We start from the raw sequence: 26,720 nt of genomic DNA, 5'->3' as shown, positions 1-26,720 counted from the left end.
CAGGGTTTTACACAATTGCTGCGTGAATATTGCACAAAAAAGTATACGTCGTCGCACGTTAACTCCGAGTTAACAACATAGCAATACTACTCATTGATTATTCACCTTCACTACCCGACTTAAGTACTAAACTTAAACAGCGGTGTAACGCATTTGAACCAACGGGGTCAGTCTGCACGGCGTTTTTTCAGTGAATGACCCGGATCGGCTTCCAGTGGGTTATCAGGCCAGTAATGCTTCGGATAGCGGCCTTTCATATCTTTCTGCACATCCCGGTAGCTGTTTTGCCAGAAACTGGCCAGATCCTGGGTAACCTGCAGGGGCCGCCGGGCCGGTGATAACAGATGCAGCACAACGGCTGTGCCGCGGCCAATCGTAGGGGTTGCGGTGCAGCCAAACATTTCCTGTAAGCGAACCGCCAGAACCGGCGGATGCTGGCTGTAATCCAGCCGGGCGTTGCTCCCCGCCGGTAATTTAATGCTCACCGGTGCCAGATTATTCAGTGCCTGCTGCTGCTCCCAGCTCAGCCGGGCCAGCAGGATATCCTGCAAATTCAGTTTTTTAAGCTGCGACAACTGGCGGACATTATCCAGATATGGCCCCAACCATTCAGCCAGTGCTGCGGTAAGCGCTGCATCCGATACATCCGGCCAGCTTTCAGAATCCTGCTGATGCAAAAAAGCCAGGCGCTGGCGTAAACCGGCTGCCCCTTCCCAGTTCAGGATGTGCAGCCCGCGTTTCGCCAGCATACCGAGGACAGCCCCAACCCTCAGCGCCGGATCGGCATCCGGCAAATCAGCACGCTGTAACACAATCGCCCCCACTGCCACCTGCCGCTCACTGCGCAAACGTTCACCTGAAAGGTCCCATTCAACCTTGTCCCGGCGGGCTGTCAGCGCCTTGAGCGGCCCGTCAAACAGTGCTCTGTTCAGTGTCACTGCCGAATAGATCTGATCAACACTCTGGCCCTGCCGGCCCCCCTGCTCAGCGATGACCAGAAATTCAGATTTCTGCAACGGGTCATGCTGTTTCACACGGGCTGCACGGCCGTTACTCAGCAGATAATCATGGCTGCGGGGATTCCGCCGCGCAGCAATTCTGTCCGGATAGGCGTAACTGAGCAAAATGGCCAACCAGTTTTCCTGATGATCCGCCGGGGGCAACCCGGTAAGATCCTCCTGAGAGAGATTATGTTTACGCACCAGCCGGCTGAACTGATCTGCGAGTTGCCGGCAACGTTTGCGCTGCGGGGCATTATGGCTGTTAGCGCTGATATCCCCCCGCAGCCAGGCAAGATGACGGCTAAAGTCTGAACTATCGGTGCCGGTACGCTCACTCAGCAAGGCGGCGATATCCGCCGCCAGCGCCAGTTGCCCCTGCTGTGCGCCAAGAATAAGCATCCGTGCCAGGCGGGGATGGACCGGCAACGCGGCCATCTGTTCGCCCAGCGCAGTAATGCTGATGGCACCGGTTGCCGGATCTGCCGTTAATGCAGAAAGGTTCACCAGCAATTGTTCTGCCTGCGCCACAGCACCTGCCGGGGGCATGTCCAGCCAGGCCAGCTCGGCAGGATCACTGACGCCCCATGACAGCAGCTGCAACACCAAAGGCACCAGATCCGCGTTGCTGATTTCCGGATCGGAGTGAGGTGCCAACTGATCCTGTTGCTCCCGGGACCAGAGCCGGTAACAGATACCGGGCTCCGTTCGCCCCGCACGGCCGCTGCGCTGAATGCTGGCCGCCCGGGACAAACGCCGGGTATGTAACCGGGACATGCCGGTATTCGGATCAAACGCCGCATAACGGCTCAGGCCCGCATCAATCACCACCCGTACACCGTCGATGGTCAGGCTGGTTTCAGCAATACTGGTAGCCAGTACTATCTTACGCTCCCCCGCTCCGGCCGGGGCAATGGCCTGCTGCTGGCGGGCAAAGTCCAGATCACCAAATAATGGCAGTAACCTGGCGCCCTGAAAAAGCTGTTCAACATCTGCCAGTTGCTGAGCGGCCCGGCGTATTTCTGCCTGCCCCGGCAGAAATACCAGAATGCTGCCACTTTCTGTCTCCAGTGCCTGACGTACGGCGGCAGATACCTGCGCTTCCAGCCGTTTATCAGCGTTGTACCCCAGATATTCCACATCCACCGGATACATGCGTCCGGCACTGCTCACCAGCGGCGCAGCCGGCAGAAGTTGCTGAATCTGAGCGCCATCCAGTGTTGCAGACATAATCAGTAGCCGTAATGACTGATCTTCGCGAAACAGCTCCCGCCCCTGCAAACACAGCGCTAACCCAAGATCCGCATCCAGATTACGCTCATGAAATTCATCAATGATAACCAGCCCCACACCTTCCAGGCTGGGATCAGCCTGAAGCATACGCACCAGGATACCTTCGGTAACGACCTCAATCCGGGTGGCAGGACCGGTAGAGGATTCAAGCCGCACCCGGTAACCCACGGTTTCCCCCACCTTTTCACCCAGCATAAATGCCATCCGTTGTGCGGCAGCCCGGGCAGCCAGCCGACGAGGTTCCAGCATGATGATCTTCTGTCCGCTCAGCCAGTCTTCTTCCAGTAACGCCAGCGGTACACAGGTGGTTTTACCGGCACCCGGCGGTGCTTCGAGTATTACATCAGGCGAATTTCGTAAGGCAGACGTCAGCTCATCGAGCACATCATGGATTGGCAGTGAAGTCATAAAAGGTCAGTATCGGGTTACAGGGGAATAAAACAGACTTACTTCATTGTATCAGCCGTGGCCGTAGCATTCAGAGAATAACATGCAGGTAAAAGTAAAAATCTTATAGGTGAAGTTTTCTCACCCGACCCGATCTGTCCCGCCTCACGGAAGCCGAAAAATTACAGGCAAAAAAAAACCGCACATTTGTGCGGTTATAAGCAACGATCAAAGGTTTGTCGCCCTCAACAGTCCCAGGAAAATTCCGGTTTACGGAAACAGACTGGACGGCATTGAGTGAAAGTTGCCGGTTAGTGTGTCTGCTTCACTGTAGATAAATTCATCATAGCTCAGGCTTGACTGTTTGGCTCCCCTTGTGTTTGGGTTTCATCCCCAGATTGGGTACCGAGGTTTGCCAGCATTGAATCCAGCATCGACAGATTATTCTGCAGCTGCTGCTGTGCTTCGTTATTAGCGTCGGTATAACGGCCATCTTGCTCAATCAGGTTGTTAAGCAACGAGCGGGTAAAGTCAGTCGCATCCTGCATGATCTGATGGGCATTATCCAACTGATCAGTCAGGCCTTCACGTAAAGGCTGTAAACCCTGCAGCCCAAAGCCCGGATCGTTCATTTGTTGTACGTTTTCATACATGGCTGTACTGGTATAGGTCTGGCTGCGGGTCAGCTGGAAGTCCATCGCTGCCAGTTCAGCACCGTCCATCTGATAATTAGCGGCGGTATTAAAAGCATCCTGTACATTGCCCGAAAAAAAGTCGTTGGCAATGCCGGTCATGTCTTTTACCAGATTGGTAATGGCATCCAGCTCGTCAGCATTCAGATCGCCCTCAACACTGAAACCGAAGGAACTGCTGGAAGATTGCTCAAGCGAAACACTGGCGGCCTGGCCGTTCTGATTCTTTACACCGGCAATGCTGGCACTGAAGCTGTCCTGACCACTGAACTGAATCGTGACCTTATCACCTTCTTTGGTTTCCAGTGTCAGGGAAAAACTTTCTGCGGAGGTAAACCGCTCCGATGCAGCAACAGCCCGGGAATTTCCGCTACGGGATACATCTTCCGATTGAGTCCGGACATTGGCTTCGGGACGTTCATTACGCCCTTCCGCACGGTCAGAAGAAAACGGATGACTGAATAAGTTCGAGGACGGTAGTTGTGAAATGTCCATCGTGCTGGCCCTGTAAGTTTGTATTCGATAGCCGGGTTATCGACCCCCGCCGGGAATACTTAAGGCCTAAATTCAATCAGTTTGTTATTTGCTAATAGCTCAGACAGCGCTAACGCATTGAAGAAAATGTAAGCGTGACTGATTTTTAAGCAGTTTTTAAAACAGGGAATAATTGCAAAAAAACCGAAACTAACAAATTTCAATTTGTTCAATCCAGTTTTCTTCGTCAGCATCCAGATACACCTGCTCCAGCAGAGCTCCCGGCCAGGCATGCTGCCGGTGAATGTAACGCAGCATAGCCACCGACAACATTTTCACCGGTACAACTTCACTCCAGATTGAGTTATTCAGGCAGCGCCAGTGATTATGATCAATCAGTCCGGGTCGCATGATCTGTTTCTGACAGGTATCACAGATCATAATGCAATGATCATAATCCGGTTCTGTCAGCACCGGTGGCACTTCAAATACCGACAGCTTGACCCCCTGCGCATCGCATAGCTCACAGTGTGCGCTGCAGCGGCGCACTAAATCTTTTCCAAACACAGACAGGCCATGATGACCTTCGTAGTGTCTGGCATGCCCCCTGGACATACATCACCCCCATACCCGGCCAGACCTGTAAACCACACTTCAACCCTGAATCACCCGGCAGTGGTTGCCGGTCTCAGCCCGAGTCCATTCCATAAAAAACATTGATACTAAGTATTGTTCAGAACCTCAGATTTACAACTTTTTTGAATATATAATTCTAATATTTCAATAAGTTATATCAAAAATTAAAACATTTCATCCATTATCAAAGTAACATTTTTTTCAGAGGTTAGCGGCATGTTCAGCGCTGTTACACACCTGATTAGCCCGGCTTTTACCAAGTGGTCAGTTGCAATTACAACAAACCCCATTTTGAAATTTTTTCCCGTCTATACCCTTAAGACACGCAAAAATGACATATGTCACTTTACACTGCGGCATCATATAAATATGATAATCGTTATCATTTAGATTTACGGATAACAAACTATGCGCTTTCTATGCGAAACCCATCGCCAGCAGCTTCTTCAGGATGAAACTCAGGTACTCAGCCACTGGCATGAGTGGATGCGTCAGGGTGATGATTTTCTACAGGCTGAACAGTGGGCCGATGCTTTTCGTGTTCTGGGCTGCAGCTTTGAAGCCGCTGAGTGGCTGGTATTCGACTGCCAGACAAACCAGCAGGATTTTACTCACCTGAAACACTTCATCACCGCCGGTCACCAGCTCGCGGGCTGTTGCCGCCGCAGTGGCCGTACCGATCTGGAACTGCATTTTTTACTGTCAATTCACTACCGGCTGATTGACCTGGCTAAAGGCAGTGCCGCTGAATATTATCCGCTCAGCCTGAATCTGCAGGAATCGGTGCAGCGGCTGAAACAGCACAGCCATCAGCACGGCGCATTTGAAGGCTATCAGGACTGCCTGGCGGAAACAGATACTTATCAGAAGAACCTGCGCCGCCACCTTCACTGATCAGCCTACGGTTACAGCTTCAGGCTGAAGTCATCGGCATCCTGATAGGCAGGAAACTGTTCGCGAAACGCCAGTAAATCACCTTTTGATAAGGTATTACTGGCGCAGAACACTTTGCCCTGCATGTAATCGCAAAGCACTTCGCCCTTAAAGTCCAGCAGCATACTGTCACCGCTGTACTCCAGTTCGTTGGCATCTGTTCCTACCCGGTTTACACCGGCCACATAACAGAGATTTTCGATCGCCCGGGCCGCCAGCAGGGTACGCCACGGATAGCGGCGAACCGCCGGCCAGTTAGCAACATACAACGCCAGATCATAGTCATTGCAGTTACGGGAATAAACCGGAAAGCGCAGGTCATAGCAGACCTGCAACAGGATATCCCAGCCGCGGAAACTGACGATGACCCGCTCCTGACCGCTTTGATAACGTTCGTGTTCGCCTGCCATCCGGAACAGATGCCGTTTGTCATAATGCTGCACCTTCCCGTCCGGTTCCACCCACAGCATCCGGTTGTAGTATTCACCGTTTTCAATGATCGCCAGGCTGCCAGTGATTGCAGCATCACGCTGTGCGGCCTGCTGTTTCATCCAGACAATGGTTTCACCGTCCATCGTCTGAGCGGCCTTACGGCTGTCCATGGAAAAACCGGTAGCAAACATTTCCGGTAAAACGACCACATCGGCGCTGGCTGAATGTTCATCCAGCAGGCGCGCATACATGTCACAGTTCTGTGCCGGGCTCTGCCACTTGATATCCGGCTGAACCAGCACCACCGTCAATTCTTCCTGAACTAGATTTTGCATAATATTTCCGCCGCTTTCTCAAGGGTATTGTCTTCTTTGGCAAAACAGAAACGGATCAGTTTCTGTGCCGGCGGTTGCTGATAAAACACTGAAACAGGAATCGCAGCAACGCCCTGTTCTGTCAGCCAGTCGGCAAATTCAACATCACCACGCTGGTCATCAATCGCTGAATAATCCATCAGCTGAAAATAAGTCCCCGCTGTCCCGGTAAAGCTGAAACGACTTTGCTGCATCAGGGAGCAGAACAAATCCCGCTTGGCCTCGTAAAAAGCCGGCAACTGCAGATAATGTTCCGGTTGTGCCTGCAGATAATCGGCCACCGCGCACTGCATAGGGTGCACCGAACTGAACGTAAGGTACTGGTGCACCTTACGCAACTCTTTGCTCAGTTCAGCCGGCGCTACACAATACCCAAGCTTCCAGCCGGTGGTATGCAGGGTTTTACCAAAGGAAGAGACCACAAAACTGCGTGCTGCCAGCGCCGGCCGTGCAAGCACGCTGTGATGCTGATGGCCGGTGAAATAAATATGTTCATAAACTTCATCGCTGAGCAACAGTATTTCCGTGCCGGCTAGCAGCGTTTCCAACTCATCCAGCTCTGCCTGGCTGAGTACAGCACCGCTTGGATTATGGGGCGAATTAATGATCACCATCCGGGTTCGGTCACTGATCGCCCGTCCCAGAGACGCCAGCGGCAGGCTGAAATCTTCACTGTTAAGCGGCAAATGCACCGCAATACCGCCATTCAGTTCAATGGCCGGTTCATAACTGTCATAGGCCGGGTCAAAAACAATAACCTCATCACCGGGCCTGACTGCAGCACTGATCGCCGCAAAAATGGCTTCGGTTGCACCGCTGGTGACAGTGATTTCAGTGTCTGCACAGGGGAGCACGCCGTAACAGCGCTGCACTTTTTCGGCAATAGCCTGACGTAAAGAAGGGGCGCCGGTCATCGGGGCATACTGGTTCAGCCCCTGACGCAGATAAAAGTTTACCCGCTCACGCAGCGCGTCCGGGCAGTCAAAATCAGGAAAACCCTGAGACAGATTAATTGCACCGTATTCCGCCGCCAGTTGCGACATCCGGGTAAATATAGTGGTACCGACATTCGGCAGTTTGGAGTCTATATACACACTGAGTTTCTTTTAAAGGTTCTTATTTTAAATTCAGAAAAAGTGTACACCGGGTAACGTCTGACACCCAGTGGTTTTCAGCAAAAAGAAAGTGCGGTATCCGAAACCAGTCAGCCCCGGTATCAGCCGGTGGGCGTGAGTACCGGAGCAGATCACGGTTCAGAAGATCAGCAAATGCAACGCCCCCCGGACCAGAACCCCCACCGTTGCCCCCATGATGGCGGCTTTGGCCACCTGCCGCACACGGGCGCCGGCAGAAATAATGATGGCCACGCCCACCACATCAAAGGGATTAATTGCAAAACCGGCGATACGGTTCAGATCAGTGACCGTCAGCAATCCCTGATCCAGCAGATCCAGCGTCACCCCCATCATGGCGGTTCCGCCGGCAATGAACTTGGTCACTATCGGCAGCACTGCGGCTTCCGGCAATGCCAGCAACTCCAGTAAGGGTGACAATAACCAGGTGATTCCTTCAATGGCGCCGGTGAGCTTCAGTACATTCACCAGACAGATTGCCAGGATCAGCAGCGGAATCGAGCTGATAACGATCTTAATACCTTCCTGACCACCGTCAGACATAATCTGCATAATACTTTTCGGCGTCTGCCGGGCAGCTTCTACCGCCTGATCTTCCTGATTACCGTCCTGCCACACCGGCTGCCGGGCAAACCAGTAATACGTCGCACTGGCGGCCACCAGCCCACCAATCACAGAGGTCAGCATCATCATGCCCAGATCCAGCCCTACCGCTGCAAGCGGAAACACCACATTCGCCTGAGAGAGTGTCAATACTGCGGCCAGCGTTGCGGCAATGGAGCGCCGGGCAGTACCGTCTTTATCCATCACTGCCAGCGTTGCAACCGGGGCTGAAAAACTGACAAACAGGATTTTCACAATGGCGAATACCCCCATCCCGGGAATACCGAACACCCTTAACAGGGGCGACAACCGGTTCGCCATAAAGGCCAGCACACCTTTGGCTTCCAGTAACTTCATCAGCGCCAGCATGACAACCATCACCGGCATTAACAGGTAAAGTGCCATATCTATGGCGGTCCGGCCGGACTCCAGAATTAACGGGACAATCTGTTCCACTGATAAAGCTCCCTAAATTAACGCAGTGAAATCAGCAATGTTACGCAAAGAAACCGGTTAATTCTGAAAAATTTAGCGACCGGTCTGACCGCCCGAAACAGAGGTATTCCATAAGAAGTTCGAACTGAAACACGTCAATAATGTACAAAAACCTGACAAAACCTTTCCTTATTCACCATATTGGGTATATTTAGAAGTGTATGGTTTTTCTTTTTACAGCGGTGCATTAATACTGCACCTCGTGCAATAACAACTTCTAACACCTGTACAAAGGCAATGACTATGCGATCAGCACTCATTCTGACGATTCTCTTTTTTAGTGCCTGCATCCAGGCTGGCTCCCAGCCCTCCCCAGAAAAACCGCCAAAACTTGCCTCTGTCAGCGTTGCTGTTGCAACGGAAAATGACTCCGATCCTGTGCTGTTAAAAAATGCCGACATGGTCGTGCCGATTGCATCGGTCACCAAGATTATGACCGCCATGATCATTCTTGATGCCGAACAGGATCTGAACGAATACATCACTTTTACCAAAGCCGATAAGCAGGCCATCAACAATTATTACAGCCGGATCCGTATCGATTCCCGCCTGCGCCGTAAAGATGCGCTGCGTATCGCACTGATGTCCTCTGAAAACTTTGCATCCATGAGCCTGGCCACCAACTACCCCGGTGGCAGTCAGGCATTCATTCAGGCGATGAATGATAAAGCCGACAGTTTAGGTATGACACAAACCCGTTTTGCTGATCCGAGCGGTCTGTCACCTGAAAATGTATCAACCGCTAAAGATCTGGCAAAAATGGCTCTGGCTGCCGCCAAATATCCGAAGCTGCGTGAGTTCAGTACCACCGGCCAGTTCACTGCAAACTTCAAAGGACCACGCTACCGGCTGGGCTACGGCAACACCAACCCGCTGGTACACCGCAGCAGCTGGCCGATTGATATTACCAAAACCGGTTATCTGGACGCTGCCGGCCGCTGTCTGGTCATGGTGACGGAAGTGAAAGGCGAGAAAGTTGCCATGGTATTGCTTAATTCGTACGGCAAACGCACTCCGATCGGGGATGCAGGCCGTATCAAACGCTGGATGACCACGGGCGAAACCGGCAAGATCAGCCAGAATGCCCGCAATTATCAGAAGAAACAGTTAGCACTGTATAAAGAGAAACTGGCTTCACAGCTAGCCTCAAACGAAAGCTGATCAGCCCTCTTCATAGGGTTCGATCTGAAAAGCATCCATCACATAACCGGCAGTGCCCAGATCATGCGCCACCGTGGCGATCTTCAGCTTGCCGGTTACCCACACCGCGTCATACAGATTTTCCACATTGGTACCCGGCTCAAAGGCCACGTGAATCATCTGATTAGAAGGCGGCGGCGGTACGTGAATGCAGGCACCGAAAAACGGTACCAGAAAAAACTCTGTTACCCGGGTACCCTCTTCGCTGAGGGGCACAACAAAACCGGGAATGCGGATCATTTTACCGTCCATTTCCGGCACCACCGGCGCAGACGCCAGCGACTCCATCAGGGCCTTAAACTTAATTTCGGCTAACGGATCAAAATCATCAAGCGTACTGTACTGATCTGCCGTGGCGGCAAAAATGGCTTCAATATTGTAATCCGCCGGCATCAGCATTTCCCAGTCAAGTTCCTCGACCGGTTCACCGTTAAAGGTATTGGCAGCGCTCGCCGGCAAAGGTAATAAGACCAGCAACGACAGCAATACAGATACACAGAACTTAAACACCTTTCTTCTCCACAACGGTTAAATACGGATCGTCATACCATCTGCCAGCGAGTACCGGTACGCCCGGTAACCGGGTATCAGCCCGGTACACAGACCGGCAATAAAAATTATCCCCAGCAAACCCAGTTCATGCAAGCTAAGCCAGCTCAGTTGCAGATACAGACCAAACTCGGTTTCCAGAAAACTCAGCCCCGCCGCCAGCGCCAGAAATAACAAACCGGTACCCAGCAGTATTCCCAGCAACGTCAGCAGGCAGGCTTCCATGACCAGCAAACAGTATACATGCGCCGGACGCGCACCCACAGAACGTAAGATCGCCATTTCCCGACGACGTTCATTTAATCCGCTCAGTATTACGGTCAGCATGCCAAACAACCCTGAAAGCACAACACAGGCAGAGATCACCAGCATGGCATTTTCCGCCACATTCAGCATGCTCCACAACTCCTGCAGCGCCACTCCGGGAAGGATCGCCAGCAAGGGTTCTTTGCGGTAATTATTGACCGCTCTCTGCAGCTGAAAGGTCGCCACTTTGGATTTCAGGCCAACCATAATTGCCGTGATAGCCTGCGGCTGAAGGTCTCTGGCTTCCACAGGTTCAGTTCCCCCGGAACCAGGCAGATAGGTGCCTGACTGCCAGTCCACATGAATCGCTTCAATTGCCTCCAGGCTGACGTACAGAGCCCGGTCTACCGGCGTTCCTGTTGGCGCCAGAATTCCACTGACCCGAAACGGCTGATCGTCATGCTTGGCAAAACTGGCATTGCCGGTACCGTGCGCAACCACCAGCTCATCCCCCATGCTGTAACCCAGTTTCGCCGCCACTTCAGACCCCAGCACAACATCATGCAGTGCACTGAACGCCCGGCCATCAGTGAATACCAGGGGTTGCTTACGGCCGTATTTATAATGTTTGAAATAGTCGGTATTGGTCCCTACTACCCGGTAGCCCCGGTGGGAATCCCCCAGTGAAATGGGAATAGTCCAGGCCACCCGGGAATGCCCGGCTATATCCTGATAACTTTGCCAGGTAATGTTATTACTGGCGTCCCCGAAACGGAAAACCGAGTACAGCAACAGCTGCACGGACCCCGACCGGGCACCGACGATCAGATCCGTACCGGAAATGGTATTGGTAAAACTCTGTTTCGCCTGATCGCGGACCTTCTCTACCCCCAGCAATAATGCAACGCTGACGGCGATCGAAATGATGGTCAGCACCACCGAGGTACGCCGGTTAAGTAAACTTTTCGCCGCGATACGGAATAACATCATCAGTACCCTCCTCCGTTATTCAGCTGTGCCAGCGATACACTGCGGTCAAACTGAGCGGACAGCGACAAATCATGGCTGACAAACAGTAAACTGCTGTTGCTGGCTTCGCACTGCTCGGCCAGTAACTCAATAAACCGGGCCCGGCTGTCGGCATCCAGCGCTGAAGTCGGTTCATCGGCAATGATCAGCTCCGGCTCACCAATGAGCGCCCGTGCCGCGGCAACCCGCTGCTGCTGCCCGATACTCAGCTGAGCAACTTCTCTGTCCATCAGATGCCCCAGCCCCAGCCGCTCAAGTAATGCCGCTGCGCCGGCCGTTTCACTGCCGTAGGTATCGATAACCCGCTTTTTGCGCAACGCTGAAAACCCGCAGGGTAAGAGAACATTTTCCTGCACGGATAAATACGGCAGCAGATTAAACTGCTGAAAAATCAGCCCAAGATGATCGGCTCTGAAACGGTCGCGCTGTTGACTGCTCAGGGCATCAGACGCGGTATCCAGCACCCTGACACTGCCAGACTGAGGTTGCTGTATACCGCTGATGAGATTGAGCAGTGTGCTTTTACCGCTGCCGGATGGCCCGTGCAGAAACACCTTCTCCCCGCGGGATATCGCAAAATGCTGTATATCAATCAGGACAGGCTGACGGGGCCAGCCAAAGCAGATATCTGTCAGTGTCAGGATCATATAGTTACTCTGAATCTCGTCCTTACTCTAAAAAAAACGGCCAGTATGAACTGACCGGATTTTGTCTCATCTGTACAACTCAGAATTCAAACCTTGAATTCTGCGGTGTCAGTGTCTGTAAGCTCTGCTGCTGGGTACCCACGGCCTGCACCCGGATTTTTTCTAATGCCGGATAAGCAGTGAATAATCCAACATCAAGGTATGTGACCGCCTGACCGTCAGAACATTGCAGATGATACTCTAACCGCCAGTCACTGTGGGTGTCGCCGTGGCCGTGTTCATCATGGTCATGGTCGTCATGTTTTTCATGATCATGGTCATCGTGCTTCTCATGATCATGGTCGTCATGCTTTTCATGATCATCGTGCTTGTCATGATCTTCTGCGGACTCCGTAAACGCTGCCTGCTCCAGGGTACACCCCGCTGCGGCAGGTATCCCTAACCAGGATTCCGCATCCAGCAAAAACTGTTTGGCATCGCTGACTTTCTGACGTTCTTTATCCGTTTTGGGTGCGTATTCAAACCCGACAATATTTGCTGCCGGGGACATCAGACTCAGCACTAACTCATTGCCATCAAGGGCAATATCCAGATGCGCTTCACCGTGCTGATGGCTGCCCAGCTGACGTTCAAATCCGTTATCATCCCCGGCCTGGCTGGCGGTTGAGGCCATACTGCTGGCCAGCAACACTGATGTAAACAATAATGCCCGGGAGGTTCGCTGGCGGACCTGCGTTTGCGATGCAGAGTGGCGACAGATTGCCAGCGGCTGCTGCCCGGCGACATCTTTTATCAGTATTTGCTGTAATCCCATTTTCATAACGCGTTATGCTCCAGGCGGAATAATAAATCAGATACGGGCTTCATGTATCCGGAAAACATAATTGTTACAATATAACATAATACTTACAAGCAAAATTTTAGTCTGTTACCCGGCCCCGTAAGGCCTTGGTGGCCCCTCGCTGTTTTTTACCGTCCAGCCGTCGGCGCTGGGACCCTTTGGTGGGTTTGGTTGGTCGCCGCGCCTTCTGTACGACTGTCACCGTGCGGATCAGTTCCACCAGCCGCTGGAGTGCATCTTCACGGTTCAGCTCCTGGCTGCGATGTTGCTGTGCCTTAATCACAATCACACCTTCCTTGCTGATTCGGCGGTCTTTCAGGGCCAGTAAGCGTTCCTTATAAAACTCAGGCAATGATGACGCCGCAATATCAAACCGCAGATGAATAGCGCTGGAGACTTTATTTACATTCTGACCGCCCGCCCCCTGTGCACGGATACCGGACAGCTCCACTTCATCATCATGTAAACGAACGGCGTTAGAAATTACGATCATTGGATTACCTGTCCGCAGCCGGCTCGGCTTCATCAAACACCGGCAGTTCAGCATTATTCTGATACCAGCTGGCCTGCTGAGATGTCCAGATGTGGCTGCGTTCACGGGGGGTATTCTCAGCATTCAGACTGTCATTATCCAGGCTGCCAAGACGCAGTATCACATGGGCAGTCCCCTGGCGCTTGGCATAAATATGACTGCCGCAGGCCTGACAGAACCAGCGCTGTTTGCCAGGTGAGGATTCGTAATGGCTGAGCTGCCCGGCAACAGCCTGCAGATGAAAATCACCATCGGCAACAGCAGCCACGCTTGAAAACGCACTGCTATGGGTTTTACGGCATGTTTCACAGTGACAGTGCACAATGTCTCCAACAGGCCCCGTCAGGTGGTAACTGACAGCACCGCATAAACAACTTCCGGTTATCATCACTGATCTCCCTTCACTTTGCCCCTGACCGATCCGCCGGATCAGCAGAGTTAAAACAGTTCCACATCTCCGCCGGTAACTGCCGGGCAGTCTGATGCCTGCATATCTGCGTAAAATGTTACCCGGTTACGTCCGTGATCTTTACTGTGATACAGCGCCCGGTCCGCATACTCAAGCAGGGTGACCGGCATGATCTGAGGTGAAATCCGGGTTACCCCGATACTGACCGTTACCTGCCCCAGCTGAGGAAAATCCTTACATTCAATGGCGTAACGTAAACGTTCAAACATATGACGGGCTGCCTTTTCATCACTGCATTCAGCAACCAGCACAAATTCCTCGCCACCGTAGCGGAATAGCATGTCATTACGGCGCAGTTTGTTCTGCATGGTTTGCGCCAGTAACACTAATACTTCATCCCCGTAGAGATGGCCAAAACTGTCATTAATGTTTTTGAAATGATCGATGTCCAGTAACGCCATCCAGTAAACAGGCGCGTTAACGGCAGTATCTGTCCCGGCTTTCAGATCACCATACTGGCTCACCTGCTGATAAATCTTTTTGACGTATTTATCAAAACTGTTGCGGTTAGCCAGGCCTGTCAGCTGATCTTTCTGGGCATCTTCCAGCAAGTTACAGAAATTACTGTATATATCCATCAGACCGGTAATCAGATCGCTGTGATACTCCGACAACGTCTGTCCGGTCTTCACCAGCAGATATACCTGATAAAAACGGGATTCAAACAGGCTGAACAGGTTCAGTTCAGCGTCGTTTTGCTCAACGGTGTATTGTCCGGATGCAGAAAAGTCGGCCTCAAGAATGATATCCGGCAGGGTCAGCCCGTCGATCTGTACATCACCGCCGTCCTCTGTATAGCGCACCTCAGCCAACAGGTGGCCATCATTATGCCGCTTATACAGAGTCAGATCCTGAGGCCGCAGCAACTGGTGTAATGATTTCAGCAGGCTGAATTCAAGATGCTCGGTATCACGGACCGCTGTCAGGTCCGCTATATTATCAATCAGGGCCCGCTCCATGCTTCGCCCGACTGCATCTGCAGGATTATTCATTACTCAGCCGCTCAGCCTTCATTAACAGTGACACATACAGATAACGCTCAGCCAGATAACTCACCGCACACTGATTCTGCCATTAACCGGCGAACGTCATCAGGTGACGGTTCGGTTGCCAGCAGGAAATGTAATTTACTGAAGGCTGCTTCCAGGGTCAGATCACTGCCCGGCAGCACACCGATTGTATTCAGAGTCTGGCCGGTGGCGTATGCGCCCTGGCTAACCCGGCCCTGCAGACAGTGCGTCAGGTTAACAATCACCACCCCGCGGGCCGTGGCCGCCGCCAGAATATCCATCAGTTCGGTATTGGCATCCGGCGGATTGCCCACGCCGTAACTGATCATAACCAGGCCTTTAACATGAACAGGCGCCAGCAGATCCCGGGCCACCGCCGCACTGATACCCGGATACACCGGCAGCACCCGGACCGCATCTTCAGCAAATTCCGGATTCATAAACCGCTGTTCACGCTTGGGTAACAGCAGGTGACGGTGTAAATCAATATGAATCCCCGCCTGCCCTAACCACGGGAAATTCGGTGAATCAAAGGCATCAAAGCCGGTACTTTTCAACTTACTGCTGCGGTTGCCCCGTAACAGCCGGCCGTTGAAAAACACACTGACCTCATTCAGCGGATAATTACCCGCCAGAATCAGTGCCGTCAGCAGATTATCCAGCGCATCGTTGCGTAATTCAGTTAAAGGAATCTGAGAACCGGTAAAAATTACCGGCTTATCCAGCCCCTGCATCATGTATGACAACGCCGAGGCGCTGTATGCCATCGTATCGGTGCCGTGCAGAACGATAAAACCGTCATAACGGTCCCAGTTCGCCTGCAACTGAGCAGCAATTTTATTCCAGTGATGCGGCTGCAGGTTTGAGCTGTCGATGAGATGCTCAAACTCCAGCACGTCAAAGTTTGGCAGCTGCATGGCAGCACCGGCATTCAGCCGTTCCCTCAATAACGCTTCAAAGCCTGCAACCGGTACGTAACCCTCCTCAGACATCTGCATGCCGATGGTACCGCCGGTATAAATAATCAGCACATTGCTGCTCATCAGTCAGTCTCCGGTCCGGTTTAGGCCTGAACTTTCCAGCGCAGTGTTTCACCGGCATAGAAAGGCACAATCGGTTTGCCGTTAGGCAGGATAATTTCGGCCGGTACCTGCCACGCTTCCTGCACCAGCGTGATGCTGCCAGCATTGCGCGGCAAACCATAGAAATCAGCACCGTGGTGGCTGGCAAAGGCTTCCAGTTTATCCAGTGCACCGATGTCTTCGAACACCTGCGCATAAAGCTCAATGGCGCTCCAGGCACTGTAACAGCCGGCACAACCGCAGGCACTTTCCTTCGCTTCTTTCGCATGGGGTGCAGAGTCGGTGCCCAGGAAGAACTTCGCAGATCCGGACTTAACCGCATCCTGTAACGCCAACTGATGGGTGTTGCGCTTCAGCACCGGCAAACAGAAATTGTGCGGACGGACACCGCCCACCAGCAGATCGTTACGGTTCAGCAGCAGGTGCTGTGGGGTAATCGTTGCTGCCACATTGTCAGAGGCGCCAGCAACAAAAGCGGCCGCATCCGCGGTGGTGATGTGCTCAAACACAACTTTCAGCTCAGGAAAACGTGCCACAATATGTTGCAGTTTCTGATCAATGAACATTTTTTCTCGGTCGAAGATATCAATGTGATGATCAGTAACCTCACCGTGAACCAGCAATAACATTCCCTGCTCAGCCATGACTTCAAATACCGGATACATAGCTTCCAGCTGGCTGACCGCTGCGGCAGAGTTAGTTGTCGCACCTGCAGGATACAGCTTGGCAGCCACTACACCGGCCGCTTTTGCGTCAATAATATCCTGAGCAGAGGTAGCATTGGTCAGGAACAGGGTCACCAGCGGCTCAAACGTATTCCCTTCAGGACGTGCATCCAGAATGCGCTGCTTATACGCCATTGCCATTTCAACATTGGTTACCGGCGGTACCAGATTCGGCATGATAATCGCACGCTGGAAACAACGGGCGGTTGCCGGTACGGTTTCAGGCAACATGTCAGCATCACGCAGGTGCAGATGCCAGTCATCAGGGGTTTGGATCGTCAGGCTAGTCATAGAGGCTCTTCTGTATAACCGGACAACTGTATTTAACAGCCGTCCTTTGGCGGGCATGGATAATATGCCCGCATTATACAATAACCGTCAGCGACATGTATGAGCTGTACCGGGAATTTTTATTCGCCGGTGAGCAACTGGGCAATCTCTTCCAGCGCCGCAACTCTTGCCTGGGTCCAGGGCTGGGCAAAACCGATGCGCAGACAGTTCTGGTAACGCTGCTGGGACGTAAACAGACTGCCCGGCGTAATGATAATGCCCTGCTTACGGGCCTGATTGTACAGTGCCAGCGTATCGACATGCTCCGGCAGCTCCAGCCAGAGAGCAATCCCCCCCAGCGGTTTACTGCAACCGGTTGCCTGAGGAAACAAACGGGCTAACAGATCCTGCAACTGCTGGCACTGTTCTGCCAGTTGCTGACGCCGTTTACGCAGAAAGCGGTCATAACTGCCAGACTCAAGAAACATCCGCACGCCCTGCTGGGTCAACTGGCTGCTGGCAAGCTGGGTCACCAGTTTCAGGCGCTTTACTTTATCCTTGTAACGGCCCGGCAAAATCCAGCCCACCCGTAAATCCCGGGATAAGCTCTTTGAAAACGACGAACACAGTAACACCAGCCCGCTGGCGCCCATTTCCTGATCATAGGAGTGAATACTCCGGGGCCGTTGCAGCCCAAAGGTCAGATCACCATAGATATCATCTTCGATCAGCGCAATGTCCTTACTGCGGATCAGACTCAGTACCCGCTGTTTATGGCTGTCAGGCATACAGGCCCCGGTGGGCGTAGCAAAGTTCGGGCTCAGTAAAACCGCTTTTATCGGCCAGTGTTGCATGGCCAGTTCCAGCGCATCCGGGCTGACGCCGGTCGCCGGTGAAGACGGCACTTCCACCGCCTGCAGCCCCAGCGCCTCAATCAGCTGCAAACTGCCGTAAAACCCGGGAGACTCCACCGCCACCGTGTCGCCGGGAGAGGTAGTGGCCATCAGCGCCAGCATCAGTGAGTGCTGGCAGCCCCCCGATATAACAATATCATCCGCCTGTACCATACTGCCGGCATCGGCACAGCGCCGGACCAGTTGGTGACGCAGCCCTGACAGGCCCGCAGGCTCATCGTAATACTGCTGTTCCTGACCTTTTTGCGAGCGGGCAGCCCGGGCCAGACAACGGCGCAAAGGCTCGTTATATTCATCCCACTTGCCGTCCGGACGGATATCAAATGCCGCACTCTGCTCCATAATATCCAGCAAAACCTGATCCAGGCTAATGAAAGCCGGCGCCATATCCGGTTTACTTTCAGCAGGCAGTTCCAGCCGGCGGGTGGTATAGCTGACGAAGTACCCGGATTTGGGCCGGGCTTCGATCAGCCCGGCCGCTTCCAGCCGGGCATAGGCATTCAGCACGGTTGCTTTCGACAGATCCTGCTCCTGACACAACGCCCGCACCGACGGTAAGCGACTGCCAAACGCCAGTTGGCCGCTCTCAATCTGTTCGCGGATTTGCTGCTCAAGCACTTGGTAAAGGAACATAGGTACAGATTCCATAAAAATTACAGGCACAGACTAGATTACACAAAATCTGTACCTAATAATATATTATTTTTTACATCTGTTCTTATTCTATTTTTTCTCTACTATAAGCATCCTCGCAAAGAACCAAGTGACAACAAAACTGATAACACACCCCTCTTGATTGCGACCCGGTTCCCGTCAATACGCCACAAGCGTTATGCGGGGCACAGCCAATACTTTTGAACAGAGTTTTTCAGAGCATCGCCATGCAACAGATTCCGGTACACCAGCACGATCCCAAACAGGTCGACGGCAAGATTTACGTTCGTCTCACCGAAGGTCACTACCAGCGCATCCGCCGGGTCATCAGCGGCAGCCTGATGCTGATGTTTTTCCTGACGGCCTGGGTCAACCTTGACGGTCAGCAAATCGTCCTGTTTGATTTCTTCAGCCGTCGCCTGCACCTGTTCGGTATGCTGCTGAGCCCGAAAGACATCTATCTGCTCGCCGGCTTCATGATTGTCGGTGCGATCCTGCTGTTTGCACTGGCCTCCGCTTACAGCCGGGTATGGTGTGGCTTTGCCTGCCCACAAAGTATCTGGACCTGGGTCTTTATCCGTATCGAAACCATTACCGAAGGTCGCCGTAACAACCGTATTAAAGATGACAAAAAAGGCTGGAACCCAGGTAAATTAAGCCGCCGTATCGCCAAGCACAGCCTTTGGGCAGTTTTTGCAACCCTGACGTCAATGACCTTTATCGGCTATTTCGTCCCGATCCGTGAAATTGCCAGCGATATCATCAGCCTGAACCTTAGCCTGGAGATGTTCAGCTGGATCCTGATTTTCGCCCTGCTGACTTATGTAAATGCAGGCCTGGTCCGGGAAAAAGTCTGTGCCCATATGTGCCCATATGCCCGCTTCCAGTCAGTGATGTTTGACCCTGATACCCGCACCATCAGCTATGATGTTGATCGCGGTGAGCCACGGCATAAAAACCGCAGCAGTAATGAAGGCGGAGACTGCATAGACTGCAACCTGTGCGTACACGTGTGCCCAACCGGCATCGATATCCGCCAGGGCCTGCAATCCGACTGCATCAGCTGCGGTGCCTGTATTGATGCCTGTGATGACGTAATGACCCGGATGCGCCGGCCAACCGGCCTGATCCGCTTTATTTCCGAAAATCAGGAACAGGGCAAGGCCAGCCCGGTATTACGGCCACGTATCTGGGCCTACATCGCCTCTATTGTTCTGATCAGTGGGTATCTGGTGTGGGCATTCGCGAATAAAGAAGCACTGATTATGGATATTCTCCGCGACCGCCAGACCCTGTATGTCACCAACGGTGCCGGAGAAATATGTAACGAATATCATCTGATCATCGAAAACGTATCGGTTGCCGCTACAGATTTCTCTCTCAGGCTGGATAACACCGTGTTGCGCCTGGAAGGCAAGTCCGGTCTTAACCTGCAGCCTGGCCAGCGAAATGAACTGAATTACCGGGTATGTGCACCCCATGATGCCGATACCGCACTGATCCCGCGTCAGATTCACTTCACAGCAGCCAGCCGCGACGGTCAGTGGCAACAGATGAGTTCGTTTATCATGCCTCAGCAACGCCGCTAAAAACCGCCTCAGCACCAAATAAAAAAACGGGCTACAAAGGCCCGTTTTTTTTAGCTGATGAAAGCACTTCAGTGCATTTGTACAACACTGTACCCTTTCTTTTCCAACTGCTGCAGCAAACCTTCCCGGCCAACAAGATGCATGGCCCCCACAAGCACCAGCTCATCTTCAGCGGTCCGGAACATACGTTCAATTTGCGGCATCCATTTATTGTTTCGGTCCACAATCATCAGTTTGAAATCTGCGGGTAATTCTTCACGGAAGGGTTTAACCGTCAGATCGGTTAAGCCGCTTCTGTCACCCCGGCGCCAGGCGTCACGGATCTGATTAAAATCTTCCCGTAAATTTGCCACGTCTGTCAGGGCATTTTCTATCACTTCACTTTCGTTGCCCTGCCCCATTGTCGCAATGACATGGATCTGATCCTGAGGGGTTTCCAAACGCCCCCGCGGCTTATTATCCCGGATTGCTGCATCATTAAAGTAACTGTCGACCCCGGCGACTGAAATGCCCTGTTTACGCAGCTCAATCTGGCTGAGCTGCATACCAAGCATGCCAGGCCTGAACTGTTCCAGCGCCTTAAATGATATGCCCTGAGCAACAAGATAGGTCTTCAGTTTAGCCAGCGTCTCAGCACTGAGCCTGGAAACAATACTTTGCCCCTGCGGATACGAGGTTTGTGCCAGTAACTGCTGAACAAATCCCTGTGTGGATAAAGCATCTATATCCGTTTCAAAGAACACCATATCCGCCTGCCGGTAAGCCTTATCAAAGGTCGCAGGCAGAGGATAATCTCCGGCCTCCAGAACATGAACGGTCCCCCCAAGGTAAACCGTCTCCTTACCGTCAGACACTTTCCAGACCGGACTGGCATAAATACTCTGACTGGCCAGAACAACGCTGGCCATAAAACCAAGCAACGCAGAATAACGCATCATCAACACCCCGAAATTCAACTCTGTACACTTCACCTTTCCGATACGGGCAGGCACCCAACAGAGACAGTTTTACTGACAGATAATTCATACAGATGCCTGAGAGTACGTCAGAAAGTGTAGTGACTCAATCCACTGACGAATGAATCTCAGAGGTGGCGATCAGCCTGAGCTTGGCACGGCGGGAGAGCTTCTTAATGGCCGCTTCACGCTGACAGGCATGGCTGCGGCCGGTACAGGGCTCATGATACTGCAAACTGACAGGACGCCGGACCCGGGTATATTTTGCCCCGAGCCGGTCATTATGATTATGCTCATTCAGCCGCCGCTGCAGGTCAGTAGTTACCCCGGTGTACAGCGTATGATCTGCACACTCGAGGATATACACAAACCAGGTATCAGTGTCTGGCATACAGAGAAAGTCCGACGGGCCTCAGATCAGCACCAGACGGTCAGCATCACAGGGAATGTCAGGATTCGCTTTGAGGTAATCAACCAGCACCTGGCTTACCTGACGGTCCTGCTCAAGGTTAGAAATGTGTCCGGCATTCTTGATCACTGTAAGCTCACTGCCTGGCATCTGACTGTGCATATGCCGTGCTTCAGCAACCGGACGGAACACATCGCTGTCGCCAACAATAATGCTCACCGGACAACGGAGTTCCTCTAACCGGTCGAGCTGAGAGCGACGCTTAAGCATCGCCTTCCCCATTGCAACTGCAGTGGCAATCTGCTCAGGAGTCAGCGTCATCATGTCGAAACGGTAAGTTTCAACCAGTGCCGGTTTGGAAACAAAGGTAGATTCACAGAACATCATCCGGCTAAGTGCATCCATCACCGCACCGGGAATAGACCCCATTGAGCCGACGATATCCAGAAGGTGCTCATAATCAGCAACATTTTCGGCAGGCTCTTCACCCAGATAGCCGTTGAGCATGACCAGCCCGACGACTTCTTCAGGATATTCAATCGCCAGACGGGCACCCCAGAGCACACCGATCGACGACCCGATTACCCCATAACGGTCAATGCCAAGTTGTTGCATAAGTGCATGATGATCATCCGCCAGCGCGCTGATATCCAGCGGACGTGCGGCATCCGACTGGGAGCCGCCATGACCCCACAGATCCGGAACGATGCAACGGAAATGTTCTGATAAGACATCAAGCTGCGGTGCCCACATACGTGAGTCCCACAGATAGCCATGTCCAAACAATAGCGGAAACCCTTCTCCCTGATCCAGGTACTGCATTTCCATGCCATTGATATTCGCCGTAGGCATATACTTTCCTCGGTATTGTGCCTGCTTCCCCCCTGAAACAAGCTTAGCTTCAACTTAACAAGCTATGATCCTGATACCGAATATAAAGAAAACCCGCGCAGAACTGAAGTAAGATATTTCTCATCTTGGGTTTTAGTGCCCCCAATCACTGAAAAAGTACCGGTGACCGGGAGCGAGAGCAGAAAATGATTAAAAATCAGTCTTCTGCAGCGTGTGCGTCCGGCAATACCAGACCGTGATTATGTAAAACCTGATCACCGAACCAGGTCAGACTTTCATGCAGGTTGACCACTTCACCCACAATGATCAGCGCCGGCGCTGCCAGCTGAGCCTTCGCCTGTTTTTTAGCGATATCTGCCAGCGTACCGATCAGTACCTGCTGCTCACGGGTTGTTCCCCGGGAAACCACCGCAGCGGGTGTATCCGCCGGCTTACCGTGCTCAATCAGATTCTCAGCCAGCACCGGCAAGGTATGCAGCCCCATATAGAAAACCACCGTCTGATTCGGATGAATCAGCTCAGCATAATTCAGGTCCGTGGTACGGTTCTTCAGCTGTCCGGTGACCAGTTTAACTGACTGCGCATAATCCCGGTGGGTCAGCGGAATGCCCGCATAGGTTGAACAGGCACTGGCAGCGGTAATACCCGGCACCACCTGGAAGGGAATATTCTTAGCCTTCAGGGATTCCAGCTCTTCACCGCCACGGCCAAAAATAAACGGATCGCCCCCCTTCAGACGCAATACCCGCTTACCCTGCAATGCATAATCAATCAGCAGCTGATTAATACCATCCTGCGGCACCGCATGGTTATCACGGCGCTTACCGACAAATACCTTGTCAGCATCACGGCGGCACAGGTCAACGACCTCATCAGACACCAGGCTGTCATAAAGAACAACATCCGCCTGCTGCATCAGCCGCAGCGCTTTGAAAGTCAGCAGTTCAGGATCACCGGGACCACCACCGACCAGATAGACTTCACCCACCTGCTGGTGCGGATCAGCCGCCTCAAGGTTAGCCTGCAGCAACTGAGCAGCTTCCTCTTCACGCCCGGCAAATACCTTTTCAGCCACTTGCCCCTGCAGCGTTTTTTCCCAGAATGTACGGCGGGCATTGATCGTCGTAAAACGCTCTTTCACCTGCTCACGAAATTGCCCCACCAGCTTACCCAGACGGCTGTAGCCCTGCGGAATCCAGGTTTCCAGCTTGGCACGCATTAAACGGGACAGGACCGGCGACTCACCGCCGGAAGACACGCCAATAACCAGCGGAGAACGGTCAACGATCGCCGGGAAAATAAAGCTGCACAGGTCCGGTTTGTCTACCACATTCACAGGAATATGCCGGGCAACCGCATCATGATGTACCTGCGCATTCAGGGACAGATTATCCGTCGCAGCAATGACCAGATCGACGTTATCAAGCATCTGCGCCTGATACTCACCGACAATTGCCTCGCCGTTATTCTGCTCAACCAGTTCAGCCAGCTCAGGCAGAATCTGATGCGAAATCACCTTAACCTGCGCCCGTGCCCGTACCAGCAGGGTCGCCTTACGAAGGGCCACCTGACCGCCCCCGACCAGCACTGCGGTTTTATCATCTAATTTAAAAAATAGCGGAAGATATTCCACGAAGAATCTCCTGAGAAAAGCTCTGTTCCTGGCGACAGATAAATACGGCCCGATAAAAAGACAGAAAATTCCGGGCGCTTACTGGCTCGGAATGTAACAAAAACTCAGGAACGAAGGTACCGATTAGTTCACAAATAGCGCCAATGTTGACGCATATTGGAAAGTTGGACGTTTTATCTCAATTTACCCGCTCATCACCATTGATCAGCGGGTAAAGATAAGGCCGGCAGCATAACGGCCGGCCCGGCAGGGATTTAGCGGCGGAAAATTGGCCGCTCATCGTCAGCACTGCCCTGATAGTGCACGGTGATCTCACCAAAAACCGCACAGGTTTCAGCAGTGAAACGCTCATCAGCAATTTCAAAGGCATCAAAACCACAACGGGTCATATACTCCAGGCGATCATGGCTGACATCGCCGGTCGCACGGATCTCACCGGTAAAACCTTTACGGCGCAGGATACGCGCAAAGCTGAAACCGCGGCCGTCAGTAAACGCCGGGAACTCAACCACCACCAGAGACAGACGTTCAAGATTCGCCAGTACCAGCTCAAAATCCTGATCACCATTGATCTGAACCGCCAGCGGGCGGTTACCCGCCAGCAGGGAATCCTGCTCTGCAGCAAACAGCTCAAAAGGCACAATCACCGCAGCATCAGGGTGCTGAGCCAGTGTATCAGCATCAACCCGCAGCCACTTATCGTCGGCAACAACGCTCTGATTAATTAACAGGGGCATAAACTCTCTCCTTAAACGGCGTCAGACCGATACGGCGAACGGTATCAATAAAGCGCTCTTCTTCTTCACGCTGTTCAATATAAACCTGCAGAACTTTCTCCAGAGTGTCAGCTACCTCAGCCTGCGGAACCGCTTTACCGATAACCTTACCCAGAGACGCATCTTCACGGGAAGATCCGCCCAGTGTAATCTGATAGAAATCTTCACCCTTACGGTCCACACCCAGAATGCCGATATGAGCGACGTGGTGATGGGCACAGGCATTGATACAGCCAGACATATTCAGCTTAATATCACCGATATCGTGCAGGTAATCCAGGTCATCAAACTTCTGGTTAATCTGGTCAGCGACGTTCAGCGTATGCGCATTGGCCAGTGAACAGAAATCAAAACCCGGGCACACGATCATGTCGGTCAGGGTGCCGATGTTCGGACGGGCCAGATTGTGCTCAGCCAGCACCTGCCACAGCGCATACAGATCGCCGGCCTGAACATGGGCCAGAACCAGGTTCTGGTCATGGGTACTGCGGATTTCACCGAAGTTATATTTATCAGCCAGATCAGCAACCACATCCAGCTGAACATCCGTGATGTCACCCGGCGCCTTCAGGTAAGGCTTCAGGCTGACGACTACCGCACGGTAACCATCAATTTTATGTTCACGGGTATTACGCTCGTACCAGGCAGCAAAATCAGTGTCTTCAGCCAGCTTGGCATCCAGTGCAGTAACACCGTTAACAGCATCAGCCGCATAAGGATGCGGTGCGAAGAAGCCTTTAATACGCTCGATTTCAGCATCCGTCAGGTGCATTTCACCGCCACGAATCTCAGCCCATTCAGCATCAACCAGCTCACGGAATTTATCGATACCCAGAGCATCAACCAAAATCTTGATACGGGCCTTGTATTTGTTGTCACGGCGGCCATTCAGGTTGTAAACCCGCAGGATGGCTTCCAGATACGTCAGTAAGTCGTGCTTCGGCAGGAACTCACAGATTACTTTACCTATCATAGGCGTACGGCCCAGGCCACCGCCGACCAGTACCTCAAAACCCACTTCACCGGCATCATTCTTTACCAGGTGTAAACCGATATCATGAACCTGTGACGCAGCACGGTCTTCGCTTGAACCGGTCACGGCAATTTTGAACTTACGCGGCAGGTAAGCAAATTCCGGGTGCAGGGTTGTCCACTGACGGATGATTTCACACCACGGACGGGAATCTTCAATTTCATCTTTCAGAATGCCGGCGAAGTGGTCTGTCGTGGTGTTACGCAGGCAGTTACCGCTGGTCTGAATAGCATGCATCTGCACTTCAGCAAGCTCCGCCAGGATATCAGGCACTTCTTCCAGCTTCGGCCAGTTGAATTGCAGGTTGGTCCGGGTTGTGAAGTGGGCATAATTCTTATCGTAAGTACGGGCAATGTGAGCCAGCTTGCGCACCTGTACTGAATTCATCAGACCGTACGGCACCGCCACACGCAACATAGGCGCGAAACGCTGAATGTACAGGCCGTTCATCAGACGCAGGCCACGAAACTCATCATCCGGAATTTCACCGGCAAGAAAACGCCGGGTTTGATCACGATACTGCTCAACCCGCTGATTGACCAGGTTCTGATCCTGTTCGTTATACTGATACATATTTATTAACCTTAAATAAAGCCGGCTGTTCTGCTTATCCTGTTACCGTCTGTCACATTTGGCGCTAACAGTGGTTCAGGAGATACCGGCGCTCACCCTTTATTCATAAGTAAAGCAGGCTTTACCTGCATCCGGCCCGACGGTCGGCTCTTGCTCTGCCCTGTGCAGAAGGAAGCCTTGGTGTCAGACCGTTTCAGTTCTGTTGGGCTGCCACAGATGTAGCACACACGAATGCCCTAGATTAGACACAGTCTACCCGTCTCTCTTTATAACTCAAAATA

At 52.5% G+C, this 26,720-nt stretch carries 25 protein-coding genes; 3 read left to right on the top strand and 22 right to left on the bottom strand.

Annotation, left to right across the window (positions count from 1 at the left end; translation table 11 throughout):
• Positions 1–167: 167 nt before the first annotated feature.
• The 3 genes from hrpB to PCI15_RS07005 all read right to left on the bottom strand — a co-directional run bounded on the left by hrpB (position 168) and on the right by PCI15_RS07005 (position 4,459).
• Positions 168–2,699: an ATP-dependent helicase HrpB gene (gene hrpB / locus PCI15_RS07015; protein WP_271273621.1), complete on the bottom strand. Its 2,532-nt coding sequence runs from the start codon at positions 2,697–2,699 to the stop codon at positions 168–170.
• Between the two features lie 329 nt (positions 2,700–3,028).
• A complete protein-coding gene (locus tag PCI15_RS07010) occupies positions 3,029–3,865 on the bottom strand; it encodes a hypothetical protein (protein ID WP_271273620.1) in 837 nt (278 codons plus the stop codon).
• Positions 3,866–4,054: 189 nt separating this feature from the next.
• A complete protein-coding gene (locus tag PCI15_RS07005; RefSeq protein WP_271273619.1) occupies positions 4,055–4,459 on the bottom strand; it encodes a phnA protein in 405 nt (134 codons plus the stop codon).
• A 429-nt stretch (positions 4,460–4,888) separates the two neighbouring features.
• Between PCI15_RS07005 and PCI15_RS07000 the strand changes: the two genes are divergently transcribed.
• A complete protein-coding gene (locus PCI15_RS07000) occupies positions 4,889–5,374 on the top strand; it encodes a hypothetical protein (RefSeq protein ID WP_271273618.1) in 486 nt (161 codons plus the stop codon).
• Between the two features lie 11 nt (positions 5,375–5,385).
• Here the strand turns inward: PCI15_RS07000 and PCI15_RS06995 are convergent, their stop codons facing one another.
• From PCI15_RS06995 to PCI15_RS06985, 3 genes are all read right to left on the bottom strand, one after another.
• Positions 5,386–6,180 (bottom strand): amidohydrolase, encoded by a 795-nt coding sequence (locus PCI15_RS06995; protein ID WP_271273617.1) that lies wholly within the window; start codon positions 6,178–6,180, stop codon positions 5,386–5,388.
• Positions 6,168–7,313 (bottom strand): pyridoxal phosphate-dependent aminotransferase, encoded by a 1,146-nt coding sequence (locus PCI15_RS06990; protein WP_376787831.1) that lies wholly within the window; start codon positions 7,311–7,313, stop codon positions 6,168–6,170. The genes PCI15_RS06995 and PCI15_RS06990 overlap by 13 nt, the downstream gene beginning before the upstream one ends.
• A 159-nt stretch (positions 7,314–7,472) precedes the next feature.
• On the bottom strand, positions 7,473–8,411 hold the full coding sequence (locus PCI15_RS06985; RefSeq protein WP_271273616.1) for a nucleoside recognition family protein: 939 nt from the start codon (positions 8,409–8,411) through the stop codon (positions 7,473–7,475).
• 282 nt (positions 8,412–8,693) lie between these two features.
• Between PCI15_RS06985 and pbpG the strand changes: the two genes are divergently transcribed.
• A complete protein-coding gene (pbpG, locus tag PCI15_RS06980) occupies positions 8,694–9,611 on the top strand; it encodes a D-alanyl-D-alanine endopeptidase (RefSeq protein WP_271273615.1) in 918 nt (305 codons plus the stop codon).
• Here the strand turns inward: pbpG and PCI15_RS06975 are convergent, their stop codons facing one another.
• The 10 genes from PCI15_RS06975 to PCI15_RS06930 all read right to left on the bottom strand — a co-directional run bounded on the left by PCI15_RS06975 (position 9,612) and on the right by PCI15_RS06930 (position 18,597).
• Positions 9,612–10,160 (bottom strand): DUF3299 domain-containing protein, encoded by a 549-nt coding sequence (locus PCI15_RS06975; RefSeq protein ID WP_271273614.1) that lies wholly within the window; start codon positions 10,158–10,160, stop codon positions 9,612–9,614.
• A gap of 18 nt (positions 10,161–10,178) precedes the next feature.
• Positions 10,179–11,435: an ABC transporter permease gene (locus PCI15_RS06970; protein WP_271273613.1), complete on the bottom strand. Its 1,257-nt coding sequence runs from the start codon at positions 11,433–11,435 to the stop codon at positions 10,179–10,181.
• Positions 11,435–12,121, bottom strand: a complete 687-nt coding sequence (locus PCI15_RS06965) for an ABC transporter ATP-binding protein (RefSeq protein ID WP_271273612.1) — start codon at positions 12,119–12,121, stop codon at positions 11,435–11,437. Before PCI15_RS06965 ends, PCI15_RS06970 begins: the two co-directional genes overlap by 1 nt.
• 79 nt (positions 12,122–12,200) lie before the next feature.
• Positions 12,201–12,941, bottom strand: coding sequence for a DUF2796 domain-containing protein (locus PCI15_RS06960; RefSeq protein WP_271273611.1), 741 nt, complete (start codon positions 12,939–12,941; stop codon positions 12,201–12,203).
• A 100-nt stretch (positions 12,942–13,041) separates the two neighbouring features.
• The gene (gene arfB / locus PCI15_RS06955) at positions 13,042–13,455 is read right to left on the bottom strand and encodes an alternative ribosome rescue aminoacyl-tRNA hydrolase ArfB (protein ID WP_271273610.1); all 414 of its coding nucleotides are present in this window, start codon (positions 13,453–13,455) and stop codon (positions 13,042–13,044) included.
• Positions 13,456–13,459: 4 nt separating this feature from the next.
• Positions 13,460–13,882 carry a GFA family protein gene (locus tag PCI15_RS06950; RefSeq protein WP_271274594.1) on the bottom strand — a complete coding sequence of 141 codons (423 nt, stop codon included), beginning with the start codon at positions 13,880–13,882 and terminating at the stop codon, positions 13,460–13,462.
• A gap of 50 nt (positions 13,883–13,932) precedes the next feature.
• Positions 13,933–14,955, bottom strand: a complete 1,023-nt coding sequence (locus PCI15_RS06945; protein ID WP_271273609.1) for a GGDEF domain-containing protein — start codon at positions 14,953–14,955, stop codon at positions 13,933–13,935.
• Positions 14,956–15,002: 47 nt separating this feature from the next.
• A complete protein-coding gene (ansA, locus tag PCI15_RS06940) occupies positions 15,003–16,016 on the bottom strand; it encodes an asparaginase (RefSeq protein ID WP_271273608.1) in 1,014 nt (337 codons plus the stop codon).
• A 20-nt stretch (positions 16,017–16,036) separates the two neighbouring features.
• The gene (pyrC, locus tag PCI15_RS06935; protein ID WP_271273607.1) at positions 16,037–17,071 is read right to left on the bottom strand and encodes a dihydroorotase; all 1,035 of its coding nucleotides are present in this window, start codon (positions 17,069–17,071) and stop codon (positions 16,037–16,039) included.
• Positions 17,072–17,190: 119 nt separating this feature from the next.
• Entirely contained in the window at positions 17,191–18,597 is a 1,407-nt protein-coding gene (locus tag PCI15_RS06930) for an aminotransferase-like domain-containing protein (RefSeq protein WP_271273606.1), read from the bottom strand.
• A 221-nt stretch (positions 18,598–18,818) separates the two neighbouring features.
• On the opposite strand from PCI15_RS06930, the gene ccoG reads away from it, so the two are divergent.
• Positions 18,819–20,207, top strand: a complete 1,389-nt coding sequence (gene ccoG, locus PCI15_RS06925) for a cytochrome c oxidase accessory protein CcoG (RefSeq protein WP_271273605.1) — start codon at positions 18,819–18,821, stop codon at positions 20,205–20,207.
• A gap of 68 nt (positions 20,208–20,275) precedes the next feature.
• Here the strand turns inward: ccoG and PCI15_RS06920 are convergent, their stop codons facing one another.
• From PCI15_RS06920 to PCI15_RS06895, 6 genes are all read right to left on the bottom strand, one after another.
• Complete coding sequence (locus PCI15_RS06920; RefSeq protein WP_271273604.1) at positions 20,276–21,145, bottom strand: TraB/GumN family protein; 870 nt, start codon at positions 21,143–21,145, stop codon at positions 20,276–20,278.
• Positions 21,146–21,269: 124 nt separating this feature from the next.
• A complete protein-coding gene (locus PCI15_RS06915) occupies positions 21,270–21,554 on the bottom strand; it encodes a GIY-YIG nuclease family protein (protein ID WP_271273603.1) in 285 nt (94 codons plus the stop codon).
• A gap of 21 nt (positions 21,555–21,575) precedes the next feature.
• The gene (locus PCI15_RS06910; RefSeq protein WP_271273602.1) at positions 21,576–22,424 is read right to left on the bottom strand and encodes an alpha/beta fold hydrolase; all 849 of its coding nucleotides are present in this window, start codon (positions 22,422–22,424) and stop codon (positions 21,576–21,578) included.
• Positions 22,425–22,620: 196 nt separating this feature from the next.
• Entirely contained in the window at positions 22,621–24,057 is a 1,437-nt protein-coding gene (gene cysG, locus PCI15_RS06905) for a siroheme synthase CysG (protein WP_271273601.1), read from the bottom strand.
• Between the two features lie 254 nt (positions 24,058–24,311).
• Entirely contained in the window at positions 24,312–24,794 is a 483-nt protein-coding gene (locus PCI15_RS06900; RefSeq protein ID WP_271273600.1) for a DUF934 domain-containing protein, read from the bottom strand.
• Complete coding sequence (locus PCI15_RS06895) at positions 24,778–26,439, bottom strand: nitrite/sulfite reductase (RefSeq protein ID WP_271273599.1); 1,662 nt, start codon at positions 26,437–26,439, stop codon at positions 24,778–24,780. The genes PCI15_RS06900 and PCI15_RS06895 overlap by 17 nt, the downstream gene beginning before the upstream one ends.
• Positions 26,440–26,720 lie beyond the last annotated feature (281 nt).

Origin of the sequence: Aliamphritea hakodatensis (genome assembly GCF_024347195.1) — a bacterium.
Lineage (GTDB): Bacteria > Pseudomonadota > Gammaproteobacteria > Pseudomonadales > Balneatricaceae > Amphritea > Amphritea hakodatensis.
This window is presented reverse-complemented; position numbering and strand designations above follow the sequence as displayed.